Source organism: Janthinobacterium sp. 75, from assembly GCF_004365495.1.
Taxonomy (GTDB): Bacteria; Pseudomonadota; Gammaproteobacteria; order Burkholderiales; family Burkholderiaceae_D; genus Janthinobacterium.
In genome coordinates this window covers 1430588-1446177 of the sequence record NZ_SORD01000001.1, presented here as the reverse complement: position 1 = coordinate 1446177, position 15590 = coordinate 1430588, and the positions used below count along the sequence as shown (strand labels likewise).

The 15590-nt window shown below is 60.3% G+C and carries 10 protein-coding genes and 1 tRNA gene; 3 read left to right on the top strand and 8 right to left on the bottom strand.

Annotation, left to right across the window (positions count from 1 at the left end; translation table 11 throughout):
- Positions 1–36 precede the first annotated feature (36 nt).
- The 4 genes from galE to C8C89_RS06595 form a co-directional block, all read right to left on the bottom strand.
- Entirely contained in the window at positions 37–1056 is a 1020-nt protein-coding gene (gene galE, locus C8C89_RS06610; RefSeq protein WP_101482990.1) for a UDP-glucose 4-epimerase GalE, read from the bottom strand.
- 148 nt (positions 1057–1204) lie between these two features.
- Entirely contained in the window at positions 1205–1885 is a 681-nt protein-coding gene (gene trmB / locus C8C89_RS06605; protein ID WP_133993187.1) for a tRNA (guanosine(46)-N7)-methyltransferase TrmB, read from the bottom strand.
- Between the two features lie 364 nt (positions 1886–2249).
- A complete protein-coding gene (locus tag C8C89_RS06600) occupies positions 2250–4283 on the bottom strand; it encodes a hypothetical protein (RefSeq protein ID WP_133989180.1) in 2034 nt (677 codons plus the stop codon).
- 613 nt (positions 4284–4896) lie between these two features.
- Positions 4897–4970 (bottom strand) — tRNA-Gly (locus tag C8C89_RS06595).
- A 562-nt stretch (positions 4971–5532) separates the two neighbouring features.
- On the opposite strand from C8C89_RS06595, the gene rfbB reads away from it, so the two are divergent.
- The 3 genes from rfbB to rfbC are packed head-to-tail and all read left to right on the top strand — an operon-like array spanning position 5533 to position 8095.
- Positions 5533–6612 (top strand): dTDP-glucose 4,6-dehydratase, encoded by a 1080-nt coding sequence (gene rfbB, locus C8C89_RS06585; protein WP_133989179.1) that lies wholly within the window; start codon positions 5533–5535, stop codon positions 6610–6612.
- On the top strand, positions 6612–7505 hold the full coding sequence (rfbA, locus tag C8C89_RS06580) for a glucose-1-phosphate thymidylyltransferase RfbA (protein WP_133989178.1): 894 nt from the start codon (positions 6612–6614) through the stop codon (positions 7503–7505). The genes rfbB and rfbA overlap by 1 nt, the downstream gene beginning before the upstream one ends.
- Positions 7506–7549: 44 nt before the next feature.
- Positions 7550–8095 carry a dTDP-4-dehydrorhamnose 3,5-epimerase gene (rfbC, locus tag C8C89_RS06575; RefSeq protein ID WP_101482995.1) on the top strand — a complete coding sequence of 182 codons (546 nt, stop codon included), beginning with the start codon at positions 7550–7552 and terminating at the stop codon, positions 8093–8095.
- A 59-nt stretch (positions 8096–8154) separates the two neighbouring features.
- Here the strand turns inward: rfbC and C8C89_RS06570 are convergent, their stop codons facing one another.
- The 4 genes from C8C89_RS06570 to C8C89_RS06555 all read right to left on the bottom strand — a co-directional run bounded on the left by C8C89_RS06570 (position 8155) and on the right by C8C89_RS06555 (position 15580).
- Complete coding sequence (locus C8C89_RS06570; RefSeq protein WP_133989177.1) at positions 8155–9729, bottom strand: SEL1-like repeat protein; 1575 nt, start codon at positions 9727–9729, stop codon at positions 8155–8157.
- Between the two features lie 3 nt (positions 9730–9732).
- Positions 9733–11937, bottom strand: coding sequence for an EAL domain-containing protein (locus tag C8C89_RS06565; RefSeq protein WP_133989176.1), 2205 nt, complete (start codon positions 11935–11937; stop codon positions 9733–9735).
- Between the two features lie 5 nt (positions 11938–11942).
- Positions 11943–14096 carry an HDOD domain-containing protein gene (locus C8C89_RS06560; protein ID WP_166674684.1) on the bottom strand — a complete coding sequence of 718 codons (2154 nt, stop codon included), beginning with the start codon at positions 14094–14096 and terminating at the stop codon, positions 11943–11945.
- 203 nt (positions 14097–14299) lie between these two features.
- On the bottom strand, positions 14300–15580 hold the full coding sequence (locus C8C89_RS06555; protein WP_208327675.1) for a multidrug effflux MFS transporter: 1281 nt from the start codon (positions 15578–15580) through the stop codon (positions 14300–14302).
- Positions 15581–15590 lie beyond the last annotated feature (10 nt).

Here is a 15590-nt window from a genome sequence, read left to right as displayed (position 1 = left end):
TGTGAGCGGGATTTTTTTATGGGCGCCGGCTTTGCTTCAAGCTGCGTAGCCTTGCGGGTTCTGGTGCTGCCAGCGCCAGTGATCGCGGCACATGTCGTCGATGTTTTTCTGCGCTTGCCAGCCCAGTAATTGCTTCGCCTTGTCGGCCGAGGCGTAGCAGCTGGCGATGTCGCCGGGGCGGCGCGGCACGATATCGTACGGCACGGCACGGCCGCTGGCCGCTTCGAAGGCCCGCACGGTATCGAGCACGCTGTAGCCATGGCCCGTGCCCAGGTTGACGGTGAAGCCGCCCTCGGTGGAAAACAGGCGGTTCAACGCGGCCACATGGCCCAGCGCCAGGTCGACCACGTGAATGTAGTCGCGCACACCCGTACCATCCGGCGTATCGTAATCATTGCCGAAGACGGCCAGGCGCTCGCGGCGGCCCACTGCCACCTGGGCAATGAAGGGCATCAGGTTATTCGGGATGCCGGCCGGGTCTTCACCGATCAAGCCGCTGGCATGCGCGCCCACCGGGTTGAAATAGCGCAGCACGCCGACTTGCCATTGAGCATCAGCATGCACGAGATCGGCCAGAATCTGCTCGACCATCAGCTTGGAGCGGCCGTATGGGTTGGTCACGGACAAGCGCGACGATTCCAGGATCGGCAGGGCTTCCGGATCGCCATACACGGTGGCCGACGAGCTGAACACAAAACGCTTCACGTTCGCCGCCGCCAGCACTTCCAGCAACGCTACGGTGCCTGTCACATTGTTATCCATATACATCAGCGGCTGGGCCACGGATTCGCCCACCGACTTCAGCCCCGCAAAATGGATCACTGCATCGATGGCATGCTCGCGCAGTACGGTGGCCATGGCCACGCGATCGCGTACGTCAGCCTCGTAGAAAGGCACGCTTTTGCCGGAAATGCGCTCCACGCGCACCATCGCCTCGCGCGCGCTATTGCACAGATTATCCACCGCGACCACATCGAAGCCGGCAGCCAGCAATTCGACGCAGGTATGCGAACCGATGAAACCGGATGCGCCGGTTACGAGTATTTTCTTGGACATAATCTCAATCAATGCAAAAAAGATAAGACTACCGTAATTCGCCCACCTTGCCTAGCCAGCGCACGCTAGCGCGCATGAAAAAAGCCTGCGGCGTCGCCGCGGCAGGCTTGTTCTCGTGCAAATGGCACAGGCTGGAAAACCGCCAGATTTATTTCTTGATGAACACCAGATCCCACACGCCATGCCCCAGCTTCAAGCCGCGGTTTTCAAACTTGGTCAGCGGACGGTACGCTGGCTGCGGCGCATAAGCATCGGCGCTATTGTGCAACTGCGGCTCGGCGCCCAGTACCTCCAGCATTTGCACCGCGTAATCTTCCCAATCGGTGGCGCAATGCAGATAGCCGCCCGGCGCCAGGCGATCGGTCAGCTGCTTGACGAAAGGCGACTGGATCAGGCGGCGCTTGTTGTGGCGTGCCTTGTGCCATGGATCGGGGAAAAACACGTGGATACCGGCCAGCGAATTGGCAGGAATCATGTGCGTCAGCACTTCCACGGCATCGTGCTGCAGCAGGCGCAGATTCGTCAGCGACTCTTCGCCGATCAGTTTCAACAGACTGCCGACACCCGGCGTATGCACTTCGACACCGATAAAATCCTTCTCCGGCATGGCCTTGGCGATATGGGCGGTCGTCGCCCCCATGCCAAAACCGATTTCCAGGATGACCGGCGCCTTGCGGCCAAACACCTGTTCGAAGTCCACGGACTCCTTGGCGAAAGGCAACAGGAACTGCGGCCCCAAGGTCTCAAGCGCGCGCGCCTGCGCGACAGACAGCCGTCCCGCGCGGGTCACGAAGCTGCGGATGCGGTGTTCGGTCGGATCGTACATCATCGGCCGCGCCGGGCCGTTTGCTGGGGTATCAGAAGACATGGGAATGGAGAAATAAGTGGCCGCGCCACATAAAACCGGGCGCCAGCGAAAAATGGAGCGGGTGAAGGGAATCGAATCCTCGTCGTTAGCTTGGGAAGCTCGACAAGGAACTCAACAGCCATGCGGGCTTGCGGCCCGTTTCTGCTCCGCAAAAATGACATTATAGCAGCCGCAGAAGCGGCCATCCATGCAGCGAATTGTGCGATTGCGGAGTGACTGGTAACGATTACACCGCCCTGTCAATCTCAATCAATTCCAGGCTATCGAACAAAAGTCCTATTTTTTATCCGAGCATATCGCCGATGGATGCGAACTTTGGCAATTATCAGGTCTTCTTGCCGGCTTGCCGGCAAAGCGCCGTCCCCTTTTCCAGTGCGCCACGCTGGCGCAATATCGATGCAACGCGCGGCGCACCCAGACATTCGGCATACGCCAGCGGGCTAATCCGCTCATCCGGCGATGCGTTCAGGTCGAGACCGGGTCTGGCTTGCATGATCTCGAGGAGAATTTCGTCCTTGTCGCCATCAAGGACGCGTAGCCAGGCGGGGAAGCCTTCCGCGTCTTTTGCTTGCGGGTCGGCGCCGAAATCGAGCATCGTTTTGACGATCTCCATGCTGCCTGTCTCAATTGCATATTTCAGCAGCGGGTTGCCGAAGCCATTGCCTGCCACTTCCTTGGCATTGTTATGGCTGCTCAGCAGCATGCGCACCACGTCTGCCGACTGCGCCGACAAACTGCCGTTCGGATCGCGCATTCTCAAGTAGCCGCCCAGCGGCGTGTCGGTTTGCCCGTCGCGCGCGATCGACAGCGGATAGCGCTGATCGAGCCGCATGCCTGCCTTCAATAGAGGGCCAAGCACGCTGGGGCAGTACAGCAATCTGACCGCCAGCACATTTTTCGGAATAGTCGGATGCAGGAAAAAACGCGTAGGATCAGCTCCCAGCAGGAACGCCAGAGAGATGGCATCGTTGCCAGTGCAGTCGTCCAGCGCTCGCCGCAACAGATCATCGGCCACGTCAGCCTGCAACTTGCCCTTGCCGCCATGGACGTATTCGATCAAGGCGGACTTGTACGCCGTGGCCGCGGCTGACTGACTCAGCACATGCGGCGCAGCCCAGCGATTGAGGGGACTGGCGCCCGCATCCAGCAGGCGCCGCACGCCAACGGCATCATCACGGACGATCATGTGCTCAAGCACGCTGGAGGCATCGAGCGCCGCCATCCCCGCCTCCCGCGTCAGCCAGTCGAATACCGGCATGGGCAGCGCGCCGACGCGGACTTTTCCCAGCACCTCATCGGCCAGATACTTGTGGAATGTCACCAGTTCGTCCGGCACTTGCATGGACTTGATGACATCGAGCGTGCGCAATGCCGCATCGTCAGGCAAGTTGACGGCGTGCCGTGCCAGCAGCCAGGTATTGCCATGGTCGGCCGGATCGGGTCGGCTAGCGGCCAGGCGGGGTAAAATCTCCTCGGCAAAAAGCGCATAATAATCTTGCCGCATGGCCGGGATGGCCTGGTTCGGGGATATTGGCGGCTCGCTGCCCGCCAGGAAACGCCGGGATGCCTCCCACCATGCCGATTCGCCGCTGGCGGTGCGCGGAACCGATCCAGCGGCCAGCAAAACACGGATGTGCCGCAGCACGGCAGCGCGCGCAATGGCATCATTGGCCGGACTGGGCGTTGGATTTTCGCTCCCCGCCATCAATCCATGCAGATACTGCCCACACATCACCTCGCGCTGGAAGTCCTCGGACTGACGGTGTCGCTTAAGGTCGGGCGGCAGTGCATGGAATGCGGCCAGGCTCATATCCGCAGGCATGCCATGGGCACAATATTCGCTGTTTGCCGGTGCGGGTGGCTTGATCGCCTGCCGCACGGGGTACAAATCCATGCCTCCCGGGGCAAATCCATCCAATGAAACCAGGACGGTGCCCGTCTTGCTCGTACGCATGGGGGCGGCGAAATTCTGGCTTGCAGCCACGCCGGAGAATTGTGCGCCAGAAAAGGTTTTAACAAAAAACACACCGGCACCGGCCAGCGCGCAGGAAGCGCCATCCATTTGCACGGGAATCTGGCTGAACTGCTCACGCGTCATTGGCCTGAGCGACACCTGATAAGAAGTCCACGCTTTTTGCTCAGGATCGTATGTCGACAAGACATAACCGTGCTCCTGATGCTCGATCCAGATTCGGGCAGGCTCGCCTTCCTGCACCGCATAGCTTCCGACCAAACCATCACATGCGGGCGCTTCAGCGTATATGAACAAGGCAACAATCCCTATAACAAGGCTTTTAAATTGACGCAGCAGAAATTTCGTCGTTGTTCGCATTTTTTCATGCATCGTTTGATTTTGCATCTTGATTGTACATATCCCTCGGTAATTCCCGCATTTTTTGAGCGCGCTAAAAGTAGAGGTTAAGCGGCCAGGGCAAGCTTCTGTTTTGGCGTGACGCTAACGTCGGTGCGAATGCTACGCTTGAGTGCGCCATATTGGCCACACATGACACAAATGCCTGGTCATTTCTTGTCGGAAAAACCTGCCCGGCTATCAAGGCGTTTTGAGTAGCTAGTCATAGTTGCCATTTATTATTCCCAAAAAGAACATTGCATCCATAGGCAGCGCGCACTTTGCAGCAGATCCATGGGGACCTGAAAGAGCTGGACTATGCAGGGTCATACGACCGCGTGGCAGCGTTTGCCAGGCAGTGGAAGGCGGGTCAAACAGCGTGGGGCAATTCTGCGAGCAAACGAACAGATAGCCGCCCAGGAGGATAGCAAATTGCTCAATTGAGATAGTCACGAATTGTCACACTGAAGCGAATGTCTCAGCCCAGTCTGAAGCGAGGCGAAGGGCTAGACACCATTCGGAAGCGCGGCGTTGGATCAAGGAAAACTAACGCGTTTGACACGACTTGTGGAGCAGTTTAGCTCTGTGGAGCAGCGAAAGCAGGTTTTTCGCCGTTTTTCATTGGAGCGGGTGAAGGGAATCGAACCCTCGTCGTAAGCTTGGGAAGCTTCTGCTCTACCATTGAGCTACACCCGCGAAGCCTGCATTTTACGCGGGATGGCCAAGACTTGGCAAACTTCTGGATCGCTTTCGAATTCATCATGAATTCTCGCAGCATTTGACAAAAAAATACAAACAGCAACATCGGCACGGTACCGTTTTTGTCGATAGCGAACATCTTTTCGGGAAGCCAGGTAATACCCCCAGCAAATGATCGCGCTTAACAGTAGGCTACTGGCGCGGGATCCTGACGCGCATGCCGAACTGGAGCGCTATGCCAGGCAGATCGAGTATTGTCTTGAAGCGAAACCCGGAGGCACATGCCGATGACAAATGAGCGGCGAAACGATGCCAGTTACGATACCCGCTCCTATCTCGACGCCTGGTATGTCAATAACTGGTCTTTGTTCAATGATATTGTTATCCTGCCTAAAACGGTTAAGGTCATTTTCAAGAAAGATGGCGCTTACTAATGACATTAGCAACTCAATAATTGTACTTTGAAAACATTTCGTGGCCCTCGCACTCAGACAATCGGACGAGGGAGCATTGTGACAATGAGCATTGTGACAATATGCGAGTAAAAGAGGATAACAGCATGATTTTAGTAACTGGCGGCGCCGGCTTCATCGGTTCCAATTTTGTACGCGACTGGCTTGCGCTCAACGATGAGCCCGTGATCAATTTTGACAAACTGACCTACGCTGGCAATCTCAGCAACCTGGCCAGCCTGGAGCACGATCCACGCCATATCTTTGTGCGTGGCGATGTCTGCGATACGGCCCACATCTCCCGCCTGCTGACGGAACACCAGCCGCGCGCCATCGTGCATTTTGCCGCGGAAAGCCATGTTGATCGTTCGATTCATCACCCTGGCGAATTCATTACCACCAACGTCAACGGCACCTTCAGCCTGCTGGAGGCCACGCGCGCGTATTGGTCCGGCTTGGCAAGCGAAGCCAAGGATGGCTTCCGCTTCCTGCATGTCTCGACCGACGAAGTCTATGGCACCCTGGGACCGAACGACCCGCCGTTCACGGAAACGACGCCGTATGCGCCAAACAGCCCCTATTCGGCATCGAAAGCGGCATCCGATCATCTGGTGCGCGCGTATTTCCACACATATGGCATGCCGGTGCTGACGACGAACTGCTCGAACAACTATGGTTCCTTCCATTTCCCGGAAAAACTGATTCCGCTCATTATCAGCAACGCCCGTGCCGGCAAGGCCCTGCCTATCTACGGCGACGGCATGCAGGTGCGCGACTGGCTATACGTGGGCGACCATTGCTCGGCGATTCGCCGCGTGCTCGAGGCGGGCCGCCTGGGCGAGGTCTACAACGTGGGCGGGTGGAATGAAATGCCCAACCTGGAAGTCGTGCACACCTTGTGCAACATCCTCGATACGCTGGCCCCGAAAGCATCCGGCAGCTATCGCGAACAAATCACCTATGTGCAGGATCGCCCTGGCCATGACCGCCGCTATGCCATCGATGCGCGCAAGATCGAGCGCGAACTGGGCTGGAAGCCGGCCGAAACCTTCGCCACCGGCATACGCAAGACCGTCCAGTGGTACTTGGACAACCAGCCCTGGGTACGCGATGTCCAGTCGGGCGACTACCTGAAGTGGGTAGAAAAAAACTACGCGGCGCGCGATGCGGCACAGGAGCAAAAATAATGGTCGGCACCATCGAACGCAAGGGCATCATCCTGGCCGGTGGTTCCGGTACGCGTCTGTATCCGGTCACCATGGCGGTGTCGAAGCAGCTGCTGCCCGTCTATGACAAGCCGATGATTTACTATCCGCTGACCACCCTGATGCTGGCCGGCATACGCGACATTCTGATCATTTCCACGCCACAAGATACGCCGCGCTTCCAGGAGTTGCTGGGCGACGGCAGCCAGTGGGGCATCCGCCTGACCTATACCGTACAGCCTAGTCCGGACGGCCTGGCACAGGCGTTCATCATCGGCAAGGAGTTTGTCGGCGATGCTCCATCGGCCCTGATTCTGGGCGACAACATCTACTACGGCCATGACTTCGAAATCCAATTGCGCAAAGCATCCGCGCGCACCAGCGGGGCCACCGTGTTCGCCTACCATGTGCACGATCCGCAGCGTTATGGCGTGGTCGATTTCGATGATCAGCGCCGCGCTGTCAGCATCGAGGAGAAGCCGCTCAAGCCAAAATCGAACTATGCCGTTACCGGCCTGTATTTCTACGACAGCCAGGTGTGTGACATCGCCGCCGGTATTATTCCTTCGGCGCGTGGCGAACTGGAAATCACTGATGTTAACCGTGCCTACCTGGAACGCGGTCAATTGAACGTCGAGCTGATGGGCCGCGGCATGGCCTGGCTCGACACTGGCACCCATGAATCCTTGTTGGAAGCGAGCCAATTCATTGCCACGATTGAAAACCGCCAGGGCTTGAAAGTTGCCTGCCCCGAGGAAATCGCTTACCGCAAAGGATATATCGATGGCGCCAAACTGGAGCAACTGGCCCGGCCATTGAAAAAGAACGCCTATGGCCAGTATCTGTTGCGTTTGCTCGACGACAAGATATTCTGAGCTGTGCCGCGCTTTCCACCTAGTTCATACGATACCGAAATACCATGCAAATCCAGACCACAGCCATTCCTGAAGTATTGATACTCGAACCGACCGTGTTCGGAGACGACCGCGGCTTTTTCTATGAGAGCTTTAACCAGAAGCGCTTTGCCGAACTGACCGGCGTTACACGCCCCTTCGTGCAGGATAACCACTCCAAGTCCGCCAAGGGTGTATTGCGCGGCCTGCATTATCAGATCCAGCAGCCACAAGGCAAACTGGTACGCGTCACCGCCGGCGCAGTATTCGACGTCGTCGTTGACCTGCGTAAAAGCTCGCCAACCTTCGGTCGCTGGGTCGGCGTCGTGCTGTCGGCCGCCAACAAACGCCAGCTATGGATTCCCGAAGGTTTCGCCCACGGCTTCTTGGTAACCAGCGACAACGCTGAATTCCTGTACAAAACCACCGATTACTGGGCGCCGGAATTTGAGCGTAGCCTGCTGTGGAATGATCCGGCAATCGGCATCGACTGGCCGCTGGACGGCGAACCGCTATTGTCGGGCAAAGACAAAGCCGCAACATTGCTGGCCAACGCCGACCTCTTCGCCTGAGCACCGCAATACAGACGCCCCGCATTCGAGGTGTCAATCGCACCGTGCCAGTGCATCACCTAGCCGGCTATCGCCGCCAAGTGTTCGCGCACCCGCGCCAGATCTGTCTCGCGCATACGCGCCGCTGTCTGGCGCAAGGATTTTTCCGCACCGGCCACACCGGCCGCCGCGGCCATCGACAGCCAGATATACGCCTGCTGCAAATCAAGCGGGCCACCCTGGCCGCTGGCCGCCATCAAGCCCAGATTCATTTGCGCCCGTGCATGGCCCTGGCGCGCGGCCAGCGCGTACCAATCCCAGGCGGCGGCATAATCCTGCGGCACATCCTGGCCATTATCGTGCCGCAGGCCCAGCGCAAACTGGGCCAGGCTATGGCCCTGCGCGGCGGCGCGGCAATAACAGGCGCAGGCCAGCTGGCTGTCTGGCGCCGGGCCATCGTCGCGGTCATGCAAGACGCCCTGCATGTATTGCGCCGGCGCGTAATCCTGCTCGGCGGCGCGGCGGTACCACTCCAGCGCCAGCGACAAATCCTGCGGTACGCCCTGGCCATGTTCGTAGCGCAGGCCCAGGTCGAACTGCGCCCGCACATGCCCCTGGTCGGCCGCCTTGCGGTACCAGAAGATGGCTTCCTGCATATCGACGGGCATGCCCTGTCCATGCTCATGCAGCAGTCCCAGCTGATACTGTGCGGCGGGAAAGCCCTGCCCGGCCGCCTGGCGGTAGAACACCTGCGCCCGGGTGTAGTCCTGCGCGCCATGTTCATGGTGCAGGCCCAGGTTGTGCTGGGCCGCCGCATGCCCCTGCCCAGCCGCCTTGACATACCAGTCGAGTGCCGCCTGCTTATCGCAGGGCACGCCCTGACCATTGTCGTAGATCAGGCCCAGATTGAACTGCGAACTGGCGTGGCCCTGCTCGGCGGCGCGCCGGTACCAGCTGATCGCCTTCCCGCTGTCCTGCGGCAGCACGTCGCCGTTTTCATAGCGTAGCGCCAGGTTGAACTGGGCCGGCGCATAGCCTTGTTCGGCCGCCTTGCGCATCCAGGCCGTCGCCTGCTGGCGGTCCTGCCGCACGCCCTGGCCATTGTCGTAGCGCAGGCCCAGGTTGAACTGGGCGCGCGCATAGCCCTGTTCGGCCGCCTTGCGATACCAGGCGATGGCTTGCACGAAATCCTGCGGCACGCCCTTGCCATTGTCATACATCATGCCCAGATTGTTTTGTGCTCCCGCGTCGCCCTGCTCGGCCGCGCGGCTAAACCACAGCATGGCTAGCGCGCTGTCTTGTGCGAGCCCCTGGCCCTTGGCATACAGCCAGCCCAGGTTGTACTGCGCCGCCGCGTAACCCTGCTCGGCTGCCTGCTGGTACCAGTGCGCGGCCTGCGCAAAATCCTGCGCCACGCCCTGTCCCTTCTGGCACATCACGCCCAGGTTGTATTGCGCGTGCTCGAGTCCCTGCGCGGCAGCCATGCCATACCAGTGCAATGCCAGCGCATAGCTTTGCTCGATACCCTGGCCGTTGAAATACATGAAACCCAGGCTGTGCTGGGCATTCGCATTGCCCTTCTCGGCCAGTCCTTTCAGGCGCAGGTAGTCGGCCGTGTAATGAGCAGCCGTGTAGCGGGGAGCGGCAGGCGGCATGGATCAGGCCTCGATGGCCAGCGGCTGCGATGCACCCGGTGCGGCATCGGCGATCAGGCGATTCTGCTCCTGCAGCACGCCGATGAAATTGCCCAGCGAAATGGGGCGGTGATAGAGATAGCCCTGCATCGTGGTGCAACCCTTGTCCTGCAGGTAGCGCGCCTGCCCTTCCGTTTCCACGCCCTCGGCGATCAGGTGCAGGCCCAGTCCGCGCGCAATCGAAATGATGGCCAGGATGACGGGATAGTGTCCGTGCTCGTCGTGGATTTCCTTCACAAACGACTGGTCGATCTTGATGGTGTGGATGGGGAAGCGGTGCAGATACGACAGCGAGGAATAGCCAGTGCCGAAATCGTCGATGGCGACAGACACGCCCAGCTGGCACAGCTTGTTCAATTGCTCGATCGCATACTGCGGGTTGCGGATGCAGATGTTTTCCGTGATTTCCACTTCGATCTTTTCCGGCGCGATGCCATAGCGCGTCAGCGCGCCACGCATCTTCTCGAAAAAGTCACCCCGGTCCAGGTATTGCGGCGACAGATTCAGCGACAGACGCACAGCTTCGCCGCCGGCCGCATTCCACTGCACCAGATCGCGGCACAGGGCGCCCAGCATCCAGTCCGAGATCGGCAGCATCAAGCCGTTTTCCTCGGCAAACGGCAGGAATTCGCCGGCAGTCAGCAAGCCCCGTTGCGGGTGGTTCCAGCGCATCAGGCCTTCGGCGCCAACGATGCGGCCCGTCATCACATCCACCTGCGGCTGGTAATACATCTCCAGCTGGTTCAGCTCCAGCGCCTTGCGCAGGCTCTGCTCGAGCGCGATCTTCTGGTGCGACACATCGAGCATGGACTCGTGATAAAAACTGTGACCGTTCTTGCCCAGCGCCTTGACCTGGTACATGGCGATGTCGGCATGGCGCAGCAGCTCGTCGATGGTCTCGCCGTCGCCCGGATAGATGGCGATGCCGATGGACGCCGAAATATGCACCTGGTTGCCATCGAGGTCGAAGGGCTGGTGCAGGCATTCGAGGAATTTGTCGGCGATCAGGCGTGCATCCTGGCGGTCGCGCAGTTCCGGCAGCACGATGGTGAATTCATCGCCGCCCTGGCGCGCCAGGGTATCGCCGCGGCGCAGGCAATCCTTCAGGCGCAGCGCCACCTGTTGCAGGAGCTCGTCGCCCTTCACGTGACCCAGCGTGTCGTTGACCAGCTTGAAGCGATCCAGATCGATGAACATCACGGCCAGTTCCGTCAGCTTGCGCCGCGCCTGGATCACGGCCAGCCCCAGACGATCCTTGAACAGCATGCGGTTCGGCAGATCCGTCAAAATGTCGTGGTAGGCCTGGTAGGAGATGACTTCCTCGGCCCGTTTGCGGTCGGTGATGTCGCGCGCCACGCCATAGGTGCCGAAGTACTCCTGCTTCCTGGCCTCGTGATCGAGGCTGTGCATGCCGATCGAATTGAGCGGGATCGTCATCAGCGTGTTGCTGAAGGTTCGGTCGCTGCCGCTGCCGCTATGGCATTTCAGGCGCAGTTCCACATTGCGCGAAGCGCGCTCGTCGAGGCGGCGTTCATTGAAAGCATAGCGCGCCCGCTCCTGGTCTTCATCATGCACGAGAATCGAGTAATGGCTGCCGATCAGCTCTTCCCGGCTAAAGCCCAGCAACTGGTGCACCCTGTCGTTGATGAAGGTGATGCGGCCTTCATGGTTCAGGGTATAGATGATGTCGGGCGAGCTGTCGACCAGGTAGCGGTACATCTTTTCCGAGTTTTCCAGCTGCAGCGCGATGCGCTCGTTCTCCAGCGCCAGCTTGCGCTTTTGCAGCGCGTTCTCCACCGTCTTGAGCAGCTCCTCGCGGCTATAGGGCTTGCGCAGATAATCGTAGGCGCCACGTTTCAGGGCGCCGATGGCCGCCTCGATGCCGACGTCGCCGCTCATGACAATCACGTCGCCCTCGATGCCGCGCCGGTTGATGTGGTCCATGATTTCATGGCCGCTCATGTCAGGCAGGCGCAAATCGAGCAGGATCAGGTCGAAGCGCAGTTTCGACAGCTGCGCCAGCGCCTCGCTGCCGCAGGTGGCCGTGTACAGCTGGTAGCCGCGATCCTTCAGCAATTCGTGGAGGGAAGCGAGCAGGCGGGGCTCGTCATCGACCAGCAGGATGCGCGGGCTGTTTTCCAGATCAAATGGAATGGCGGATGAGGTCATGGACGTTACGAAGACAAGGCAGTATTGTCGGGTGCGGGCAGCGCGGCTGAAGCGCTAGTCGGCAAGGGAATGGGCAGTAGAATTTCAAACGACGTGCCGGACTTGCTGCTGCGGCAACCGATCACGCCATGCAGGCGCGTGACCAGGTCATGCACGATGGACAGGCCCAGGCCGTGATGCGCCCCTTCCTTGCTGCTGCGCACAGGGGAAAACAGATTGGCCAGCACCTCCGGCGCCAGGCCGGCGCCATTGTCGCTGACGCACAGTTCCAGGTACAGGCGACGGTCGCGGTTGACGTGGCCACGATTCGCCACTTCGATGCGCCCGCCATTGGGCAGGGCTTCGACGGCGTTTTTCAGCAGGTTGAGCAGGATTTGCTTGAGCATGTCGGCATCGGCCTCCACCTCGCATGGCGCGTCCTGCATGCGCGTGACCACCTCGATCTTGGGCGGCAGGAAGTCCGTGGCACGGAACAATCGCAGCACATCGTCGACCACGCGCGCGCAATCTGTGACGCCACCCGCTTCCGTCGGCTGCAGATCTGCCAGGCCGCCGATCAACTGCCCGACCCGGTCGATTTCTTCGTTCAGGATAGCCATCTCGCCGCTGACCTGCTCCTGTTTCTCCAGCTTGTGATCGAGCACGCTCAAGTAGTTCTTGATGATGGACAGCGGGTTATTCACTTCATGCACGACGCGACGCGACGCGGCACGGTATTCTTCGGCCACGTGATCGAGCTGGCGCCGTGCCAGGCCGCGCGCGCTGATGGCCGTTTCCAGCGCCGTGGCGGCCTGGTTGGCATACGCGCGCAGGAAACCCTCGCGCTTCTGGAAGGCGGGAATCCGCCACGCCGCCACGCCGCCAATGAGGACACCAAGGCTGCGCTGGCCCGACGCCAAAGGAACGCAGACCAGGCTGTCGGTACCGAGAATGCGAAATAGCTGCTCCTCGATGATGCCCAGCGCCGGCATGTCGCGCTTTAAAAAGGCCAACTGGGACTCCAGCGCCGAAGCGGCCAGCGGACCGCCCTTGGCCAGCGGGATCGAGAAGCCGGCCAGACGCTGCTGATGTTCACCCGCCGCCACGCCCACCAGCGCATGGCCGGTGGGGTTTTGCAGCAGGATGACGGCGGTTTCAAAGTCGAACAGGATGCGCGCCGAGCGCGTGATGGCTTCGAGCAGGCTGCTCTCGCCCTGCTGCCGTGCAAAGGTCTGGCCCACTTCGGAGACCAGCACCATGTTGCGCACCTCGTCGGACAGGCGCTGCTGCACCGGATCGACGGGTGGCGGAGCATACGCGGGCGGAGTGGCGATATCGTCCGCGCCGGCCAGGTCGATGCCCAGGTGTTGTGCGGTCTGCTCCACCTGGCGCGCAACGCCGCCGGCCAGGTTTTCCAGTACCTCCAGTTCCAGCGCGCATAACTGGGCCGCCTGCGCAATCGATTCCGCATCGTCGGCATGGCAGCACAGCAGGTGCGCCAGGCGCACGATGCGGATCAAAGGATGACTGGCCTCCAGGCGCGCCAGCGGTTCATGGTGATACAGCACACTGTCGGCCAGGAAGGAATCGAGATGCCAGCGCTCGATCAGCCAGGCGCCCGCTTCGGCATGCGTGATCTGCAAGGTGCGCTGCTCCACCGCGCACAGGGCGGCATCGTCGCGCGCCATGAAATTGAATGCGTATTCCTTCGGCGCCGTGGCCAGCAAGGCCAGGCGGCCCACGTTGTGCAGCAATCCCGCAAGGTACGCTTCCTCGACGTGCGGATAGGCCATGGCCTTGGCCAGCGCGCGCGCCATGACGGCGGCCGACAGCGAGCTTTTCCAGAAGGCGCGCAAATCTGTGCTGCCGGAATGGGGAAAGCTGCTGAAGGTCTGGAACACGGATTCGCTGATGACCAGGGTCTTGATCATGTCCGTGCCCAGCGACACGAGCGACTGTTCCAGGCTGACGACCTTGCCCTGGCGATGGTAGGCCGAGCTGTTGGCCACGCCGAGGATCTTGCTGGTCATGCCCGCATCCTTGGCGATCAGGGCGGCCAGCTCAGGCATGCCTGCATCGTCGGCCTGCAGGTGGGCGATCAGCTTGATGAGAATCTGCGGCATGGCCGGCAGGCGGGCAATCAGCAGGCGATTGCGAATATCTTGATCAGATTGATGCATCGTATCAGGCATTGCCGGTTCGAAAAGGATGAGCGCTCAGCTGCAAAGCGCGGCCACGTTCAGAGGAATCCTCCACTCCTGTAACCCAAAAATAAACTGCCTGAGAGGATGCCGGGTAAAAAGTCATCTTATCATAAGCATCGGATATTACTTGCAATATAGAAAATTAAGTTGAAATAAATCCAGCGTTCCGCCATGGAAACTTATGCCTTGAAGGAACCCAGCAAACGGTGGCGGAAGCGCCGCGAGATTAGCCACAGCGCCAACGCCAGGGCCGTAAATGCCAGCTGGCCCGAGGCCAGCCACAGCACGGAGCCGGACAGCAGGGGCGAAATCACGCCGGCTACCACGGCGCCGAGCAAGGTGCTGGCGAACGACTGGCACGAAGCGACCGTGCCGCGGATATGCGGGAACAGGTCCAGCGCCAGCAGGGTCGCGCCCGGCCCCACCAGCGACATGCCGAAGGTGTAGAAGAACAGGGGCAGCACCGACCAGGGCAACGAGGGCGGCAGGAACAGGTGGTATATGACATTGACGCTGGCAGCGCACAGCAGGAAGGCAAAGCCGATGCCGATCTGGCGCGCGAACGTGACCTTGCCGGCGATGCGGTTGGCCGCCAGGGCGCCCATGAAAATCCCGCTCACGCACGGGATGAAGAGCCAGCCGAACTGCGACGGCCCCAGGTGCAGCTGTTTGGGCAGCATTTCCGGTGCGGCCGTGATGAACAGGAACAGGCCAGCGAAATTGAGGGCGACGATGCCGGCCTTGATGTGGAACAGGGGCGAGCGCAGGATCTGGCCATAGCTCGATGCCAGGAAACGGGGATTGAAGGGCTGGCGCTTTTCCATCGGCAAGGTTTCAGGCAAGCGCCAGTAGCAGAACGCCAGCAGGATCACCGTGTAAAAGGCGAGGAACAGGAAAATCGAGCGCCAGTCGAACCAGATGACGATCCAGCCGCCAAGAATCGGCGCCACGGCCGGGGCGATGGAAAAGATCATCGTCACCAGCGACAGCAACCGCGCGGCCGCCGCATCGGAATACAGGTCGCGGATAATGGCGCGGCTGATCACCACGCCGGCGCCGGCCGAGACGCCCTGCATGATGCGGAAGAACCACAGATAGTGCACCGTGTGCGCCGAAGCGCAACCGAGCGAGCCGATGGCAAACATCAGCAGCGACACAAGGATGACATTGCGCCGGCCGAAGGTATCCGAGATAGCCCCATGCCACAGCACCATGCCGGCAAAGGCCAGCATGTAGAACGTCAGCGACTGCTGCACTTCCAGCGGCGACGCCTGCAGCGAACCCTGGATCGCGCCAAAGGCGGGCAGATACGTGTCGATCGACAGGGGACCCAGCATCGACAGGCCGGCCAGCATCATGGCCAGTGCACCGCGGCTCAGCGGTGCCATGTGGCTCGGGGTGGGAGGCGGAACGGGCGTAACCGGGTCGGGCGGCACATCGGCAGGAGGGGTGGGAAACATGGCGGATCCA